The 14184-nt window shown below is 56.8% G+C and carries 16 protein-coding genes and 1 tRNA gene; 14 read left to right on the top strand and 3 right to left on the bottom strand.

All coding sequences use genetic code 11. From position 1 onward, the window contains the following. Window positions 1–375: 375 nt before the first annotated feature. The 3 genes from ORY85_RS05965 to ORY85_RS05955 form a co-directional block, all read right to left on the bottom strand. Window positions 376–452 (bottom strand) — tRNA-Pro (locus ORY85_RS05965). Between the two features lie 98 nt (window positions 453–550). After that, complete coding sequence (locus ORY85_RS05960; protein WP_274572126.1) at window positions 551–1270, bottom strand: SAM-dependent methyltransferase; 720 nt, start codon at window positions 1268–1270, stop codon at window positions 551–553. 7 nt (window positions 1271–1277) lie between these two features. Continuing rightward, window positions 1278–1874, bottom strand: coding sequence for a nucleoside triphosphate pyrophosphatase (locus tag ORY85_RS05955; protein WP_274572125.1), 597 nt, complete (start codon window positions 1872–1874; stop codon window positions 1278–1280). Window positions 1875–1923: 49 nt separating this feature from the next. On the opposite strand from ORY85_RS05955, the gene ORY85_RS05950 reads away from it, so the two are divergent. The 14 genes from ORY85_RS05950 to fabG all read left to right on the top strand — a co-directional run bounded on the left by ORY85_RS05950 (window position 1924) and on the right by fabG (window position 14149). Beyond that, window positions 1924–2427: a DUF177 domain-containing protein gene (locus tag ORY85_RS05950; protein WP_274572141.1), complete on the top strand. Its 504-nt coding sequence runs from the start codon at window positions 1924–1926 to the stop codon at window positions 2425–2427. Window positions 2428–2454: 27 nt separating this feature from the next. Further along, window positions 2455–2634 (top strand): 50S ribosomal protein L32, encoded by a 180-nt coding sequence (gene rpmF, locus ORY85_RS05945; protein ID WP_004283533.1) that lies wholly within the window; start codon window positions 2455–2457, stop codon window positions 2632–2634. A gap of 136 nt (window positions 2635–2770) precedes the next feature. After that, window positions 2771–3298, top strand: coding sequence for a phosphoribosyltransferase (locus tag ORY85_RS05940; protein ID WP_274572117.1), 528 nt, complete (start codon window positions 2771–2773; stop codon window positions 3296–3298). A gap of 74 nt (window positions 3299–3372) precedes the next feature. Next, on the top strand, window positions 3373–4440 hold the full coding sequence (plsX, locus tag ORY85_RS05935) for a phosphate acyltransferase PlsX (protein WP_274572116.1): 1068 nt from the start codon (window positions 3373–3375) through the stop codon (window positions 4438–4440). A 109-nt stretch (window positions 4441–4549) separates the two neighbouring features. Continuing rightward, the gene (locus ORY85_RS05930; RefSeq protein ID WP_274572115.1) at window positions 4550–5509 is read left to right on the top strand and encodes a beta-ketoacyl-ACP synthase III; all 960 of its coding nucleotides are present in this window, start codon (window positions 4550–4552) and stop codon (window positions 5507–5509) included. Window positions 5510–5692: 183 nt separating this feature from the next. Then, window positions 5693–6619 (top strand): ACP S-malonyltransferase, encoded by a 927-nt coding sequence (gene fabD, locus ORY85_RS05925; protein ID WP_274572114.1) that lies wholly within the window; start codon window positions 5693–5695, stop codon window positions 6617–6619. Window positions 6620–6663: 44 nt separating this feature from the next. Next, on the top strand, window positions 6664–7464 hold the full coding sequence (locus tag ORY85_RS05920) for a glycosyltransferase family 25 protein (protein ID WP_274572113.1): 801 nt from the start codon (window positions 6664–6666) through the stop codon (window positions 7462–7464). Window positions 7465–7866: 402 nt separating this feature from the next. Beyond that, window positions 7867–8670, top strand: a complete 804-nt coding sequence (locus tag ORY85_RS05915) for a hypothetical protein (protein ID WP_338577789.1) — start codon at window positions 7867–7869, stop codon at window positions 8668–8670. A 26-nt stretch (window positions 8671–8696) separates the two neighbouring features. Next, window positions 8697–9770 carry a hypothetical protein gene (locus ORY85_RS05910; protein ID WP_274572111.1) on the top strand — a complete coding sequence of 358 codons (1074 nt, stop codon included), beginning with the start codon at window positions 8697–8699 and terminating at the stop codon, window positions 9768–9770. A 1-nt stretch (window position 9771) separates the two neighbouring features. Then, window positions 9772–10839 carry a dTDP-glucose 4,6-dehydratase gene (rfbB, locus tag ORY85_RS05905; RefSeq protein WP_274572140.1) on the top strand — a complete coding sequence of 356 codons (1068 nt, stop codon included), beginning with the start codon at window positions 9772–9774 and terminating at the stop codon, window positions 10837–10839. A gap of 104 nt (window positions 10840–10943) precedes the next feature. Further along, entirely contained in the window at window positions 10944–11819 is an 876-nt protein-coding gene (rfbA, locus tag ORY85_RS05900; RefSeq protein WP_274572110.1) for a glucose-1-phosphate thymidylyltransferase RfbA, read from the top strand. 21 nt (window positions 11820–11840) lie between these two features. After that, the gene (rfbD, locus tag ORY85_RS05895) at window positions 11841–12740 is read left to right on the top strand and encodes a dTDP-4-dehydrorhamnose reductase (RefSeq protein WP_274572109.1); all 900 of its coding nucleotides are present in this window, start codon (window positions 11841–11843) and stop codon (window positions 12738–12740) included. Then, a complete protein-coding gene (rfbC, locus tag ORY85_RS05890; protein ID WP_274572108.1) occupies window positions 12740–13282 on the top strand; it encodes a dTDP-4-dehydrorhamnose 3,5-epimerase in 543 nt (180 codons plus the stop codon). Before rfbD ends, rfbC begins: the two co-directional genes overlap by 1 nt. Window positions 13283–13402: 120 nt before the next feature. Then, entirely contained in the window at window positions 13403–14149 is a 747-nt protein-coding gene (fabG, locus tag ORY85_RS05885; protein ID WP_274572107.1) for a 3-oxoacyl-ACP reductase FabG, read from the top strand. The last annotated feature ends 35 nt before the right edge of the window (window positions 14150–14184 follow it).

Below are 14184 nucleotides of genomic sequence, written 5' to 3'. Positions count from 1 at the left end.
GGCCGTCTGAAAACGCATGGTATGTGTTTTCAGACGGCCTTTTTTGGGTTGTTTTCGGCATTTGGATGATTGAATTCCGTATCGCTGCCATACGGTTTGATCCGTTTTTTTGGGGAGGGAGTCGGATACGGGTTATCCGGCCTACTCAGATACGGGTTATCCGGCCTTGTGTTCCGTTGAAGCGGACGGATCGGCAGGTCGGATTCTCGAATCCGACATCAGGCGGGCGGATAGCCGGCCGCTTTGTTTTGATGTGCGGAAAGAAGAGAAGGAAGGTTCGAAGGAAAGGATAGGAATCGGTCGGATTGGCCGGAAAAATTTTCCGCCACGGGACGTTAAAAAGCCCTTGATAATGAAATCAAGGGCTTTTTCAATTGGTCGGAATGAGAGGATTCGAACCTCCGACCCCTTCGTCCCGAACGAAGTGCGCTACCGGGCTGCGCTACATTCCGAAAAGAAAACGGATTATAAATTTTGCACGGCGGTTTGGCAACCGTTTTTTTTGCCGCAAATCCGTCAGGCCGTCTGAAAAACGTTGGGCAGCAGGTTTTCAGGCGGCCTGTTGTCCCGCATACAGGACAAAAACCGTCGGCCGTTTTTTCAAATCGGGCAGGGGGTGTCTGCGCCATTCGCCGATGCTTCGGCTGATGATGTGTTGGGTGGACAGTGTCAGGTCGCAGGCGGCGCACAGGCGCGTGGCGGGGTGGAGCAGCTGCACGGCATCGGCCAGCAGGGCGTTGTTGCGGTAGGGTGTTTCGATGAAGACGGCGGTTTCCGATGCTTGGCGCGAACGGGTTTCCAAAGCTTTTAGGGCTTCGGCACGGGCGTTTTTTTCGGCGGGCAGATAGCCTTTGAAGGCAAAGTTCTGTCCGTTGGCACCCGAAGCCATCAGGGCGAGCAGAATGCTGGAAGGGCCGATGAGCGGGCGCACTTCAAAGCCGTGTGCGTGTGCCAGTGCCACCAGTTGCGCGCCGGGGTCGGCCACGGCGGGGCAGCCGGCTTCGCTTAACAGCCCCATGCTGCGTCCGGCCAGCAGGGGGGCGAGCAGTTCGGGCAGGCGGCGGCTGTCGGTGTGTTCGTTGAGCGGTTGCAGGTTCAGTTCGCGGACAGGGGTGCGGACGCCGAGATGTTTCAGGTGGGCGCGGGCGGTTTTTTCCGCTTCTACGACAAAATCGGTCAGCGGTGCGATTTGCGCCGCTTCGTGCGGCAGCAGGCAGGGGGTGTCGGGTGCGCCCAGCGGGGTGGGAATCAGATAAAGAACGGGGGTCATGGTGATGTTATGCGGTGAGTATTTCCACGCCTTCGGCAGCGAGGAAGTCGATTAAACGGAACAGCGGCAGGCCGATTAAGGCGTTGGGGTCACTGCTGTCGATGCGCTCAATCAGCGCGCCGCCTAAACCTTCGCTTTTGGCGGCACCGGCGCAATAGACGGCATCGGGTTCGCGCGTCAGATAGGCGGCGATCCGGCTGCCGGTGAGGGGACGCATTTTGACGGTGGTGCGGTCGGTATGCGTGTGCAGGCGGCCGCTTTGTGTGTTGAGCAGTGCCAGCGCGCTGTAAAATTCGATGGTTTGGCCGGACAGGGCGGCCAGCATGTCTGCCGCCGCACCGGTGTGCATGGGTTTGCCCAGTTGGCGGCCGTTGCACAGCGCGACTTGGTCGGCACCGATAATCAGGTGGGCGGGATAGTGCGGGGCCAGCGAGCGGGCTTTGGCAACCGAAAGTCTGTGGGCCGTATCGGCGGCGGATTCGCCGGGCAGCGGTGTTTCGTCGCAATCGGGAGAGGCCGTCTGAAAATCCAGCCCCAAACGTGCCAACTGTTGTTTTCTGAATACGGAGCCGGAGCCCAAAATCAGGGGAAGCGGTTTATTCATGGTGAAAAGCATTGACTTGAAAGCGTTTGAATTATATCATGCTCCGTTTATGTTAGACCCTAATTTGATTGCCCCCCAGGCGTTTGCCGGTCAGGCGCAGACGCTGAGCGGCAGCTTTCGTCTGAACGAGCTGGACGGCCGTCTGTCGTCGCACGAATATCTGGCCGATCAAAGTGCGGCAGCCGCTTTCTCGCTGCGCGGCGGGAAAGACCGTTGGCAGCGGCCGTATGCGGATTTGTCGGTTCAGGCCGAGCTGTCTCTGTACTGCCAGCGTTGTTTGCAGCCCATGCCTTATCTCTTGGATGAAAGCGTGCGCATCGTTTGGTTTGCCGATGAGGAGAAACTGGACGAGGCCATGCTGGCTGATGAGGAATTGGAAGGCATGGTGATGTCCGAAGTGCTGGACGTGCGCGGGTTGGTGGAAGACCAGATTCTGATGGCTATGCCTTTGTCGCCGCGCCATGAGGACTGCGGCAATGAGGTTTTGTCGCAGGTCAATCAAGACCGGCCCAATCCGTTTGCCGTACTGGCGGGGCTGAAAAGCAATACGTAAACTTTATTTATTTTCTAGGAGCTTGAAATGGCTGTTCAACAAAACAAAAAATCTCCCTCCAAACGCGGTATGCACCGCTCGCACGATGCGCTGACCGCGCCTGCCCTGTCTGTAGATAGCGCAACCGGCGAAGTACACCGCCCGCACCACATTTCGCCCAACGGTATGTACCGCGGCCGCAAAGTGGTCAAAGCCAAAGGCGAATAAACTCGCCTGCCGATTGCAACGGAAATCCTGAGGGATTTCCGTTTTTCGTTACTGTCCGGCAGATGCGCCGCAGGTGCGGTTTTCGCGCTATACTTGCCAACCGGCTGCCGGGTTATTGTTGAGCGGGGTCAGAAAAATGGTTCAGAAAATTTGGTACACCTATGACGATATTCATCAGGTTTTAAAGGCGTTGGCGGAAAAAATCACAGCGGGCAGCGTGAAGTTTGATGCCATGATTGCCATCGGCGGCGGCGGTTTTATTCCGGCGCGGATTCTGCGCTGTTTTCTGAATATTCCGATTTATGCTGTGACCACGGCCTATTATGACGGCGACAGCGACGGCCGTCCGACTGATGCCGTGCGCAAAATCCAGTGGCTCGATCCCCTGCCGGAATCCCTCAAAGGGAAAAATGTGCTGGTGGTGGACGAGGTGGACGATTCGCGCGTTACCATGGAGTTTGTTTTGAACGAATTGCGCCGCGAGCATTTGGGCGAAATCGGCGTGGCGGTGCTGCATGAGAAGATCAAGGAGAAAACGGGCAGCATTCCCGAAGATGTGCATTATTTCAGCGGCATCACCGTCGAGGACTGGTGGATCAATTATCCGTGGGACGCCTGCGATATTGTGGAACACAACCGTCTGGCTTCGGCCGCAAAACCGTAAAACCGCCGCATAAGCGGTTTCAGACGGCCTCGGTATGACGGCAGGCCGTCTGAATAGAGAAAGAGGGAACCGAAATGATTACCTTAGCTGTGGACGCCATGGGCGGCGATGTCGGATTGGGCGTAACCGTTCCGGGATCGGTGGCATTTTTGCGCCGCCGCCCCGCCGCACGTCTGCTGATGGTGGGCGACGAAGTGCAGCTTTATGCCGCACTCAAAGCCGCACGTGCACCGATGGAGCGTATTGAGGTGGTACATGCCGCACAGGTGGTGGCGATGGATGAGCAGCCGCAATTGGCTTTGAAAAACAAAAAAGATTCGTCCATGCGCGTAGCCATCAATCAGGTCAAAGAAGGTTTGGCGCAGGCGGCTGTCTCGGCGGGCAATACCGGCGCATTGATGGCAACCGCCCGTTTCGTGCTGAAAACCATTCCGGGCATCGAGCGTCCGGCCATTGCCAAATTCCTGCCTGCCGCCGACGGCCATATGACGCTGATGCTGGATTTGGGGGCGAATGTCGATTGTACGGCCGAGCAGTTGGTGCAGTTTGCCGTGGCCGGCAGTGAATTGGTGCAGGCACTGCGGCCGCAGGCGGGTGCGCCGCGTGTCGGCCTGCTCAATGTCGGCAGCGAGGAGATTAAGGGCACCGAGACAGTCAAACAGGCTTTTGCCCTGCTTAAAGAGAGCGATCTGAATTTTGTCGGAAATGTCGAGGGTGATGACCTTTTCGGCGGCGAGCTGGACGTGGTGGTGGCCGACGGCTTTGTCGGCAATATCGTGCTGAAAACCATTGAAGGCGCGGTGAAGTTTATGGGCGGAGCCATCAAGCAGGAGTTTCAGGCCAACCTGCTGACCAAGCTGGGTGCTGTGGCAGCCATGCCTGCGCTGAAAGGTTTCAAAAACAGACTGGATCCGCGCAAATTCAACGGTGCGATTTTTCTCGGCCTGCGCGGTGTGGTGGTCAAAAGCCACGGCGGGACGGACGAAACCGGCTTTTTCTATGCGTTGGAGGAGGCGTATCACGAAGCCGAATCGGACAGTCTGGCACGTATCGAAGAAGGTGTGGCCGCCCGGCTGGCGGTCATCAGTATGCAGAAACTGGTGGCCGAGCAGGCACTGATGGCCGACAATCTCGATAAATAAGGCCGCAACGGCGGGCAACAGCGAAGGCGGCGGAGCCGCCTTTTCTTGCTTTCGGGTGTGATTGGTGTAATTATTCTATCCGCATCACAATAAATAAAAAGGCGCATCCATGAAATATGCCAAAATTCTCGGTACCGGCAGTTATCTGCCGGCCAAACGGCTGAGCAACGACGACTTGGCCGCCATGGTTGATACTTCCGACGAGTGGATTACCGCCCGTACCGGCATCCGTTACCGCCATATCGCGGCCGAAAACGAGCAGACCAGCGATCTGGCCGCTGCCGCCGCACGGCAGGCCTTGCAGGCGGCCGGTGTTGCTGCTAACGACATCGATTTGATTATTGTGGCCACAGCCACGCCGGATATGCAGTTCCCCGCCACCGCCACCATCGTCCAGCACAAACTCGGTATCGGCGGCTGTGCGGCGTTTGACGTGGCGGCCGTCTGCGCGGGGTTTATGTATGCACTGACGACTGCCAATGCCTATATTCAAAGCGGTTTGGCGCAAAAAGCCCTGGTTATCGGCGCGGAAACATTCAGCCGCATTGTCGATTGGCGCGACCGCACAACGTGCGTGCTGTTCGGCGACGGTGCGGGTGCGGTGGTTTTGGGCGCGGCGGACGAACCGGGCATTCTGTACAGCAAACTGCACGCCGACGGCGCCTATCTCGACCTGCTCAAAGTGCCGGCCAGTATGCAGGGCGGACAGGTGTGCGGCAACCCGTTCGTCGAAATGGACGGGCAGGGCGTTTTCAAATTCGCCGTCAAAACCTTGGCGCAGGTCGGCGCGGACGTGTTGGCGGAAAGCGGCATCAGTGCGGAGGAAATCGACTGGGTGGTGCCGCATCAGGCGAATAAGCGCATTATCGACAGCACGGCCAAGCATCTGGGCATCGGTCAGGACAAAATCATCTATACCGTGCAGGATCACGGCAACACATCGGCCGCTTCGATTCCGCTCGCACTGGATGCCGGCGTGCGCGACGGCCGTATACGGCGCGGCCAGCGGCTGCTGTTGGAAGGTATCGGCGGCGGGTTCGCGTGGGGCGCAGTGCTGCTGACCTATTGACTGCATCTGTCGGAGGCCGTCTGAAAACACTGTATCGCGTCATGCCGTACTGAAACCCGTACAGCGTACAGACGGTTCGGCATATCGTTTCGGGTTATTCTTCGGTTTGCGGATTCGGCGGGCGGCTGCGCCGTCTTTTCAGACGGCCTGCGGGTGCCTGCGGTTATTGAGAAAGGAATCATCATGTCTTTTGCGTTTTTCTTTCCCGGACAAGGCTCGCAGAGCCTGAATATGATGGACGGTTTTGACGGTGCGGCCATCGTCAAAACCACGTTTGACGAAGCCTCGGCCGCCTTGGGTCAGGATTTGTGGGCGATGATGAACGGTAGTGATGCAGAACTGATCGGTCAGACTGTCCACACCCAGCCGCTGATGCTGGCGGCCGGTATCGCCACGTACCGCGCCTATCTGACCGCCGGCGGCAAAACGCCCGATGTGGTGGCCGGACACAGCTTGGGCGAATACAGCGCGCTGGTGGCTGCCGGTGCGCTCGATTTTGCCGACGCGGTGCGCTTGGTGCGCCTGCGTGCCGAATTGATGCAGAATGCCGTGCCGCAAGGCGTGGGGGCGATGGCCGCGCTGTTGGGGCTGGAAGATGCCCGAGTGGAACAGATTTGTGCGGAAGCGGCGCAGGGTCAGGTGGTGGAGGCGGTGAATTTCAATTCGCCGGGACAAGTAGTGATTGCCGGTCATGCCGAAGCGGTGGCGCGCGCCATGACGGCCGCCAAAGCCGCCGGTGCCAAACGCGCGCTGCCGTTGCCGGTTTCCGTGCCTTCGCATTGCAGCCTGATGAAGCCTGCGGCCGAAAAACTGGCCGAAGCCCTGAAAGGTATCAGTATCAGCCGTCCGCAAATCCGCGTGATTCACAATGCCGATGTGGCATCGTATGACGACGACGCGCAAATCAAAGATGCGCTGGTGCGCCAGCTTTACAGCCCGGTGCGCTGGACGGAAACGGTGAATCTGCTGGTGGAGCAGGGTGTTGCCGAATCGGCCGAATGCGGTCCGGGCAAAGTGCTGGCGGGTTTGGCCAAACGGATTAACAAAGAGGCCGTCTGTCATGCGCTGGTGTCGCAGGAAGCGGTGGCAGCGTTTATTGAGGTACATTGAACGGACCATGCGGAGCGGCCCGCGCAACCGGGAGGAGAAAATTGATGACGGTGCAGATTCCGACTTATGTAGTTTCACTGGCCGGCGAGACGGTCAGGCGGGCGCATATTGCCGAAGAATGCAGCAAGTTCGGTATCCGGCCGGTATTTGTCGATGCCTGCGATATGCGCGGTATCGGCCTGGCCGAACTGCAAAGCCGCTCCTGCCTGCCCGAGCATAAACAGGGCAAGAAAAAGCGTTGGCTCAAACCCGGCGAATTGGGCTGCGCGCTATCTCATTTGCAGGTGTACCGCCGTATGTTGGAGCAGCAGGAAGAATACGCATTGATTTTGGAAGATGATGCGATGTTTATCCGTGATCCGCGTCCGCTGTTGGATACAGGCCGTCTGAAAATGCTGAGGGAACGTGTTCCGTTTGATGTACTGATGATCGGCTATGTTAAAACGCTGCCGAAATATTTACCGTATTACTACCGCCGTATCCCTTTGAAGCGGCTGGCGGCATGGGACGTGAACGGCGAGGCGGGCTATGTCGGAACGCCGTGGGCACAGTATGGCTGCGGCACAGTGGCCTATATCGCCACCCTCGATGCAGCACAAAAATTAATTAATGTCAATACTCCCCCCTGTGTGGCAGCCGACGACTGGCTGTATTTCGAACAGCACGGCAAGGTGCGCGTGATACACAGCCGCCCGGCTTTCGTATTGGAAGCATTGGAAAAACTCCGAAGTACCATCCGCTGTGAGTCTTTGGGAGATTGTTTGCCGAAATGGCACAGTTGGGCGGTGCGCAGTGTGAAAGGGTGGGTAAAGTATTTTATTCTCAACTATATAAAAAAGCAGTAACTGATAATTTGAGCCGAAATAAGCGAACTTGGGTTTTATTTTGTAAAGTTATGTAATAATTCAGGGGGGGGTAAGCATTGCCCGTGAGCGGCTTGATGTACAATCTCTGATACATGCTTGATTAATTGAAGCATGCTGGTTTTGTCGGATTTGCGTCTGCTGTATGTTCAGGCCGATCAATGGGGGTGTGCTTTGTTAAAGCCGTTTGACGGAAAACGGGTCATTTTGGCTATGCCGTATATGTATGGTTTAGATCGGTGTATCGAAAAGAACCTGCATCATTACGGCTTTGATGTGATCAATCTGTGTTATGACGACAGGGATTCCTATTATCCGTATTTCGGCAGCCGGCTGGCTGCCCTGTATCAGAAAAAGGTTCGGAAAAACCAAGACTATAAGAAAATGCTGAAATATTCGCGTTTTCGTTGGGATATCGGGCGCAAGCTCGTGTCTTTGGGCGGCAGGCAGGCCGAATTTGCATTGTGCATCCGCGCCAATATTTATCCGAAAGCCATCATACGTAAAATCCGCGAACATGCTGCTTTCTGCGTGAATTATCACTGGGACGGCATCGGGCGATTTCCCGATATCATTGATTACCTGCCTTATTTCGACCGCTTTTTTGTATTCGATAAAAAAGATGTTGGCCGTTATCCGCAACACCGTTTTACCGCCACCACTAATTTTTATTTCGATTTTCCGGTTGGGCAGCCCGAGCAGAACGGCGGCCTGTATTTTCTCGGCGGTTATGAAATGCACCGTTCTCTGGATACCAAGCGGTTTCTTGATGCGGCACGCCGTCTGAAACTGCCGCTGGATTTCCATATCTACTGCAAAGACCGCCGTGCCCAGAAGGTTTTGGGACGGGAAGGTGTTACTTATTTGAACCGCGATACGGTGCTGGACTTTGAGCAAAATCTGCAAAAAGTAGCAGCCTGCGGGGTTGTGGTCGATTTTGTGCAGTTTTCCGGTTATGGTTTGTCGTTCCGTTTCTTCGACGCCATGCGCTTCGATAAAAAGGTCATTACCAATAACCGGACGGTCAGGGAATATGATTTCTACCACCCGGACAATATTTTTATCTGGGACGGCAAAAATACGGGCGGTTTGGTCGAATTCTTGCGCAAACCGTATGTACCTTTAGATCCTGCCGTGAAACAGTATTATTCGTTCGGCAGCTGGATATGGCGGATGTTTTCTGAGTAAGGACAGCGGATTGCGGCAGGATCTCTATGGCGAAACCGACTATTTTATTGGGTATGCCCGATCATATGGGCATTTACCGCGAAATTTCGGCTGCATTGGCTGCGCAGGGTTTCGATGTTACCGAGATTGTGTTTGATGAACGGCAGTACCGCGAACTTCTCAGGCTTTCCCTGAAAGAGCGGCTGCATGCGTTGTTTCGGAAATGGATATTCGGAGACCGGAGTGTCAGGCGGCAGTTGTGTCAGGCTGCATTTGAACGCAGTATGCGTCAGATGCTGCAACCGGCAGGGCAGTTTGATTATGCTCTGTTTATCCGGGGCGATTTGTACAGTCGGGCGTTTTTGGACGAGGTGCGTACCCGTGTCCGGTATTCGATGGTGAATTATCAATGGGACGGTATGAACCGTTATCCCGAAATCTGGCAGCATGTGGCGGCATTTGACCGGTTTTATGTTTTTGATCCGGCCGATTTGCATTCGGGCACGGATTTTTTACCGCTGACGAATTTCTATCTGGAAAATGCGGGACAGAGCCTGCCGCAGGCGGACAGGGATTTTTATTTTTTGGGTTCCCATCTGCCCGGGCGCAGCGATGCGGTTGCGGCGTTTGGCAGACAGGCGGAACAATACGGTTGGACGCTGGATTTCAATATTGTCTGCGCCCGTCGGAAGATTCGGAGTGTCAGGCAGCTGTATCCCGGCAGCATCAACGTTCTGGACAGCGGTTATGCTTACGGCGAGAATCTGCGGCGTGCCCGCCGGGCGAAAGTGCTGGTCGATTTCAAGACGCCCGGACATAACGGTTTGTCTTTCCGTGCTTTTGAGGCAATCGGCTGCCGCAAAAAGCTGATTACCACTAATGCCGCCGTCCGGCACTATGACTTTTACCACCCCGACAATATCTTGATTTGGGACGGCAGGAATTTTGACGGCATAGATGATTTTCTCAGACGGCCGTATCGGGAAATGGAAGCGGCAATCCGTGAAAAATACAGTTTCGGCAACTGGATACGGTATGTCTTGCAGATTCCGCCGTACCGGCCGATAGAGCTGCCTTTGGCCGGTGTGCGGGAATCAAAGGCTGAACAGTTTGATTGTTAAAATGAAAAAAATTCTGGTTACCGGCGGTGCCGGCTTTATCGGTTCGGCGCTGGTGCGCCATATTATCGGCCATACCGGCGACAGCGTGGTCAATGTGGACAAGCTCACTTATGCGGGCAATCTCGAATCGCTGGCCGGGGCGGCCGACAGTCCGCGCTATGCGTTTGTCCGTGCCGATATCGGCGACCGTGGTGCGCTGGACCGTATTTTTACCGAGCACCGGCCCGATGCGGTGATGCATCTGGCGGCAGAAAGCCATGTAGACCGCAGTATCGACAGTGCGGAGGCTTTTGTGCAGACCAATATTGTCGGTACGTTCACACTGCTGGAAGCAGCCCGCGCGTATTGGCAGGGTTTGCCGGCGGAGCGGAAAGCGGCTTTCCGCTTCCATCATATTTCGACGGACGAAGTGTACGGTGATTTGTGCGGTTCAGACGGCCTGTTTGCCGAAACCACACCGTATGCCCCTTCCAGTCCGTATTCGGCCAGCAAGGCGGGCAGCGACCATCTGGTACGGGCCTGGCAGCGTACCTACGGTTTGCCGACGCTGGTCAGCAACTGTTCGAACAATTACGGTCCGTACCATTTCCCCGAAAAACTGATTCCGCTGATGATTTTAAATGCCGTACACGGCCGGCCGCTGCCGGTTTACGGCGACGGGCGGCAGATCCGCGACTGGCTGTTTGTCGAGGATCATGCCCGCGCGCTGTATGCGGTGGTAACGCGCGGCAGGGTGGGCGAAACCTACAACATCGGCGGCCATAACGAGAAAAGCAATATCGAGGTGGTGCGCACCATCTGCGCGCTGTTGGAAGAATTGGCACCGGAAAAACCTGCGGGTGTGGCGCGGTATGAAGATTTGATTGCGTTTGTGCCGGACCGTCCCGGCCACGATGTGCGCTATGCCGTCGATGCGGCGAAAATCCGCCGCGAGCTGGGCTGGCAGCCGCAGGAGACGTTTGAAAGCGGTATCCGCAAAACGGTGGTATGGTACTTGGCCAACCGGGGATGGTGGCAGCGGGTGCTGGACGGGACGTACCGTTTGCAGCGTTTGGGAACAGGAGGCTGATACGCCGCAGAAGGGCGGCAGCCGCAGAAAACTGCGCGGTTCCGATATTCAGACGGCCTATGCGAGCCCGTTCGGCGGCAGGGCTCGGGAGAAGGAAGAGAGAGATGAAAGGCATCATTTTGGCAGGCGGCAGCGGTACGCGCCTGTATCCGGTTACGCGGGGCGTGTCCAAGCAGCTTTTGCCGGTGTATAACAAGCCTATGATTTATTACCCGCTGTCGGTGCTGATGCTGGCGGGTATCCGCGAGGTGCTGGTCATTACCACGCCGCAGGACAATGCCGCATTCCGCCGCCTGTTGGGCGACGGGTCGGATTTCGGCATAGGTATCGAGTATGCCGAGCAGCCCAGTCCCGACGGCTTGGCTCAGGCATTTATTATCGGTGAAAACTTTATCGGCAGCGACGGCGTCTGTCTGGTATTGGGCGACAATATTTTTTACGGCCAGCATTTTTCCGCCGCCTTGAAGCAGGCCGCCGTCCGTACGGAGGGTGCGACGGTTTTTGCCTACCGGGTCAAAAATCCGCAGAGTTTCGGTGTGGTGGCTTTTGATGAGCAGGGTAAAGCCTTGTCGATTGAGGAAAAACCGCAGAATCCGAAGTCCGATTGGGCGGTAACCGGCCTGTATTTCTATGACAACCGTGTAGTGGAGTGGGCAAAGCAGTTGAAGCCGTCTGAACGCGGCGAATTGGAAATTACCGATCTGAACGAGATGTATCTGCAAGCCGGGCTGCTGAATGTCGAACGGCTCGGAAGGGGCTTTGCCTGGCTGGATACCGGTACGCACGACAGCCTGTTGGAAGCGGCTTCGTTTGTGGAAACCGTCGAACATATCCAAAATCTGAAAGTGGCCTGTCTGGAAGAAATCGCGTGGCGCAACGGCTGGCTGAGCAATGAACGGCTGGCCGAGCTGGCCGCGCCGATGGCGAAAAACGAATACGGACAATATCTGCTGCATCTGCTGGACCGCCGTTTGGGTTGAGTGTTTCTGACGGGAGTGTAGATGAAAATTCTGATTACCGGTGCAGACGGCCAGGTGGGGCATTGTCTGACGCGGCAATGGCAGGGCAGAGCCGAAGTTTCGGCCGTCGGCCGCGCCGAACTCGACATTACCGACCGCGAAGCCGTGATGCGGGCGGCCGCTGCGTTCCGCCCCGATGCCGTGATCAATGCCGCCGCCTATACGGCGGTGGACAAAGCGGAAAGCGAGCGCGAAACCGCTTTTGCCGTCAATTGCGACGGCGCGCGCCATTTGGCCGAAGCAGCGGCGGAAAACGGCGCGCTGATGCTGCATTTGTCCACCGATTATGTGTTTGACGGCCGTCTCGGCCGCCCTTACCGCGAAGATGATGCGGTTGCGCCGCAAAATGTCTACGGGCAAAGCAAGTTGGCGGGCGAGCGTGCGGTGGCGGCGGCCTGTCCGCGCCATATTATTCTGCGCACGGCGTGGGTGTTCGGCGAGAAAGGCGGTAACTTTGTCAAGACCATGCTGCGTTTGGGTGCGGAGCGGGACCGGCTGGGCATCGTAGCCGATCAGTACGGTGCGCCCACTTATGCGGGCGATATTGCCGACGCACTGATCCGTATCACGGAACAGCTGCACAGCGGCCGGTCGCAGGCATCCGGTATTTATCATTTTTCCGGCAGCCCTTATGTGAGCTGGTTTGAATTTGCCCGCGCTATTTTTGCGCAGGCGGCGGCACAGGGCATACTGGTGCGTACGCCCGAATTGCAGGCCATTGCCACGGCCGACTATCCCACACCGGCTGCCCGTCCGGCCAATTCCTGCCTCGATTTGCACAAAATTCAGACGGCCTTCGGCATCATGCCGGGCGACTGGCAGCGTGCCCTGACCGATTTGCAGCCTTATTTGTCCGCACCTGCCGCAGCAAAGGAGCCTTGATGAAGATTATCGATACCGCGCTTGCCGGGGTGAAAATCCTGCAACCCGAAATATTCGGCGATGCGCGCGGATTTTTTATGGAAACGTTCCGCGACGGGTGGTTCCGCGACCATGTGGCCGACTACACCTTTGTGCAGGAAAACCACAGCAAATCGGCCAAAGGCGTGCTGCGCGGCCTGCACTACCAAACGGAAAGAACACAGGGCAAACTGGTACGCGTGATACGCGGCGCGGTATTTGATGTGGCGGTGGATATGCGCCGTTCTTCGCCCGATTTCGGCCGCTGGGCGGGTGTGGAGCTGTCGGCGGAAAACCGCCGCCAGTTGTGGGTGCCGCCGGGTTTTGCCCACGGTTTTTACGCTTTGGAAGACGAAGCCGAACTGGTGTACAAATGTACCGACTATTATTGCCCGCAGGCCGAACATTCGCTGCTGTGGAACGATGCGGCAATCGGCATCGGGTGGCCGTTGCAGGGCGAGCCGGTGCTGTCGGCCAAAGACAGGTCGGGCAAAACTTTGGCCGCCGCAGTCTGCTTTGACTGACTTTCGGTTTGAGGCCGTCTGAAAACCGCCTGAGGGCGGTTTTTCTCTGTGCGTTTCGGGTTTAAAAGCCCGATTTGTGGTATAAGACGGCTGGACTCATTTGATTCGGAGGAAACAGAGATGGCTTCACAAGATTTGAACGGCAAAATCGCGCTGGTAACCGGTGCATCGCGCGGCATCGGTGCGGCGATTGCCGATACGCTGGCGGCGGCCGGAGCTACCGTCATCGGTACGGCCACATCGGAAAACGGTGCGCAGGCCATCGGCGAACGGTTGGCGCAGTGGGGCGGACAGGGCCGCGCGCTGAATGCGGCCGAAGCGGGCAGCATCGAAGATTTGATTGCCGCAGTCGAAAAAGAGTTCGGCAAACTGGATATTCTGGTGAATAACGCGGGCATTACCCGCGACAATCTGCTGATGCGCATGAAAGAGGAAGAGTGGGACGAGATTATGCAGGTCAATCTCAAATCCGTTTTCCGTGCCAGCAAAGCGGCCATGCGCGGCATGATGAAGCAGCGCAGCGGCCGCATCATCAATATCACATCGGTGGTCGGCGTGATGGGCAATGCCGGACAGGCCAACTATGCCGCCGCCAAAGCCGGTCTGATCGGTTTTGCCAAATCGCTGGCGCGCGAAGTGGGCAGCCGTGGGATTACGGTCAATTCCGTCGCGCCCGGCTTTATCGACACCGATATGACCCGCGCCCTGCCGGACGGGCAGCGCAAAATGTTTGAAGCGCAAACCGCGCTCGGCCGTTTCGGCAGTGCGCAGGATATTGCCGATGCGGTACTGTTTCTGGCGGGCGATCAGGCCGCCTACATTACCGGCCAAACCCTGCATGTCAACGGCGGTATGCTGATGCCGTAACCGGTTTCCAAGATGGAAAAAAAGGCCGTCTGAAA

The sequence above is a fragment of the Neisseria leonii genome (assembly GCF_028776105.2).
In the GTDB taxonomy this organism is placed as follows: Bacteria; Pseudomonadota; Gammaproteobacteria; order Burkholderiales; family Neisseriaceae; genus Neisseria; species Neisseria leonii.
This window is presented reverse-complemented; position numbering and strand designations above follow the sequence as displayed.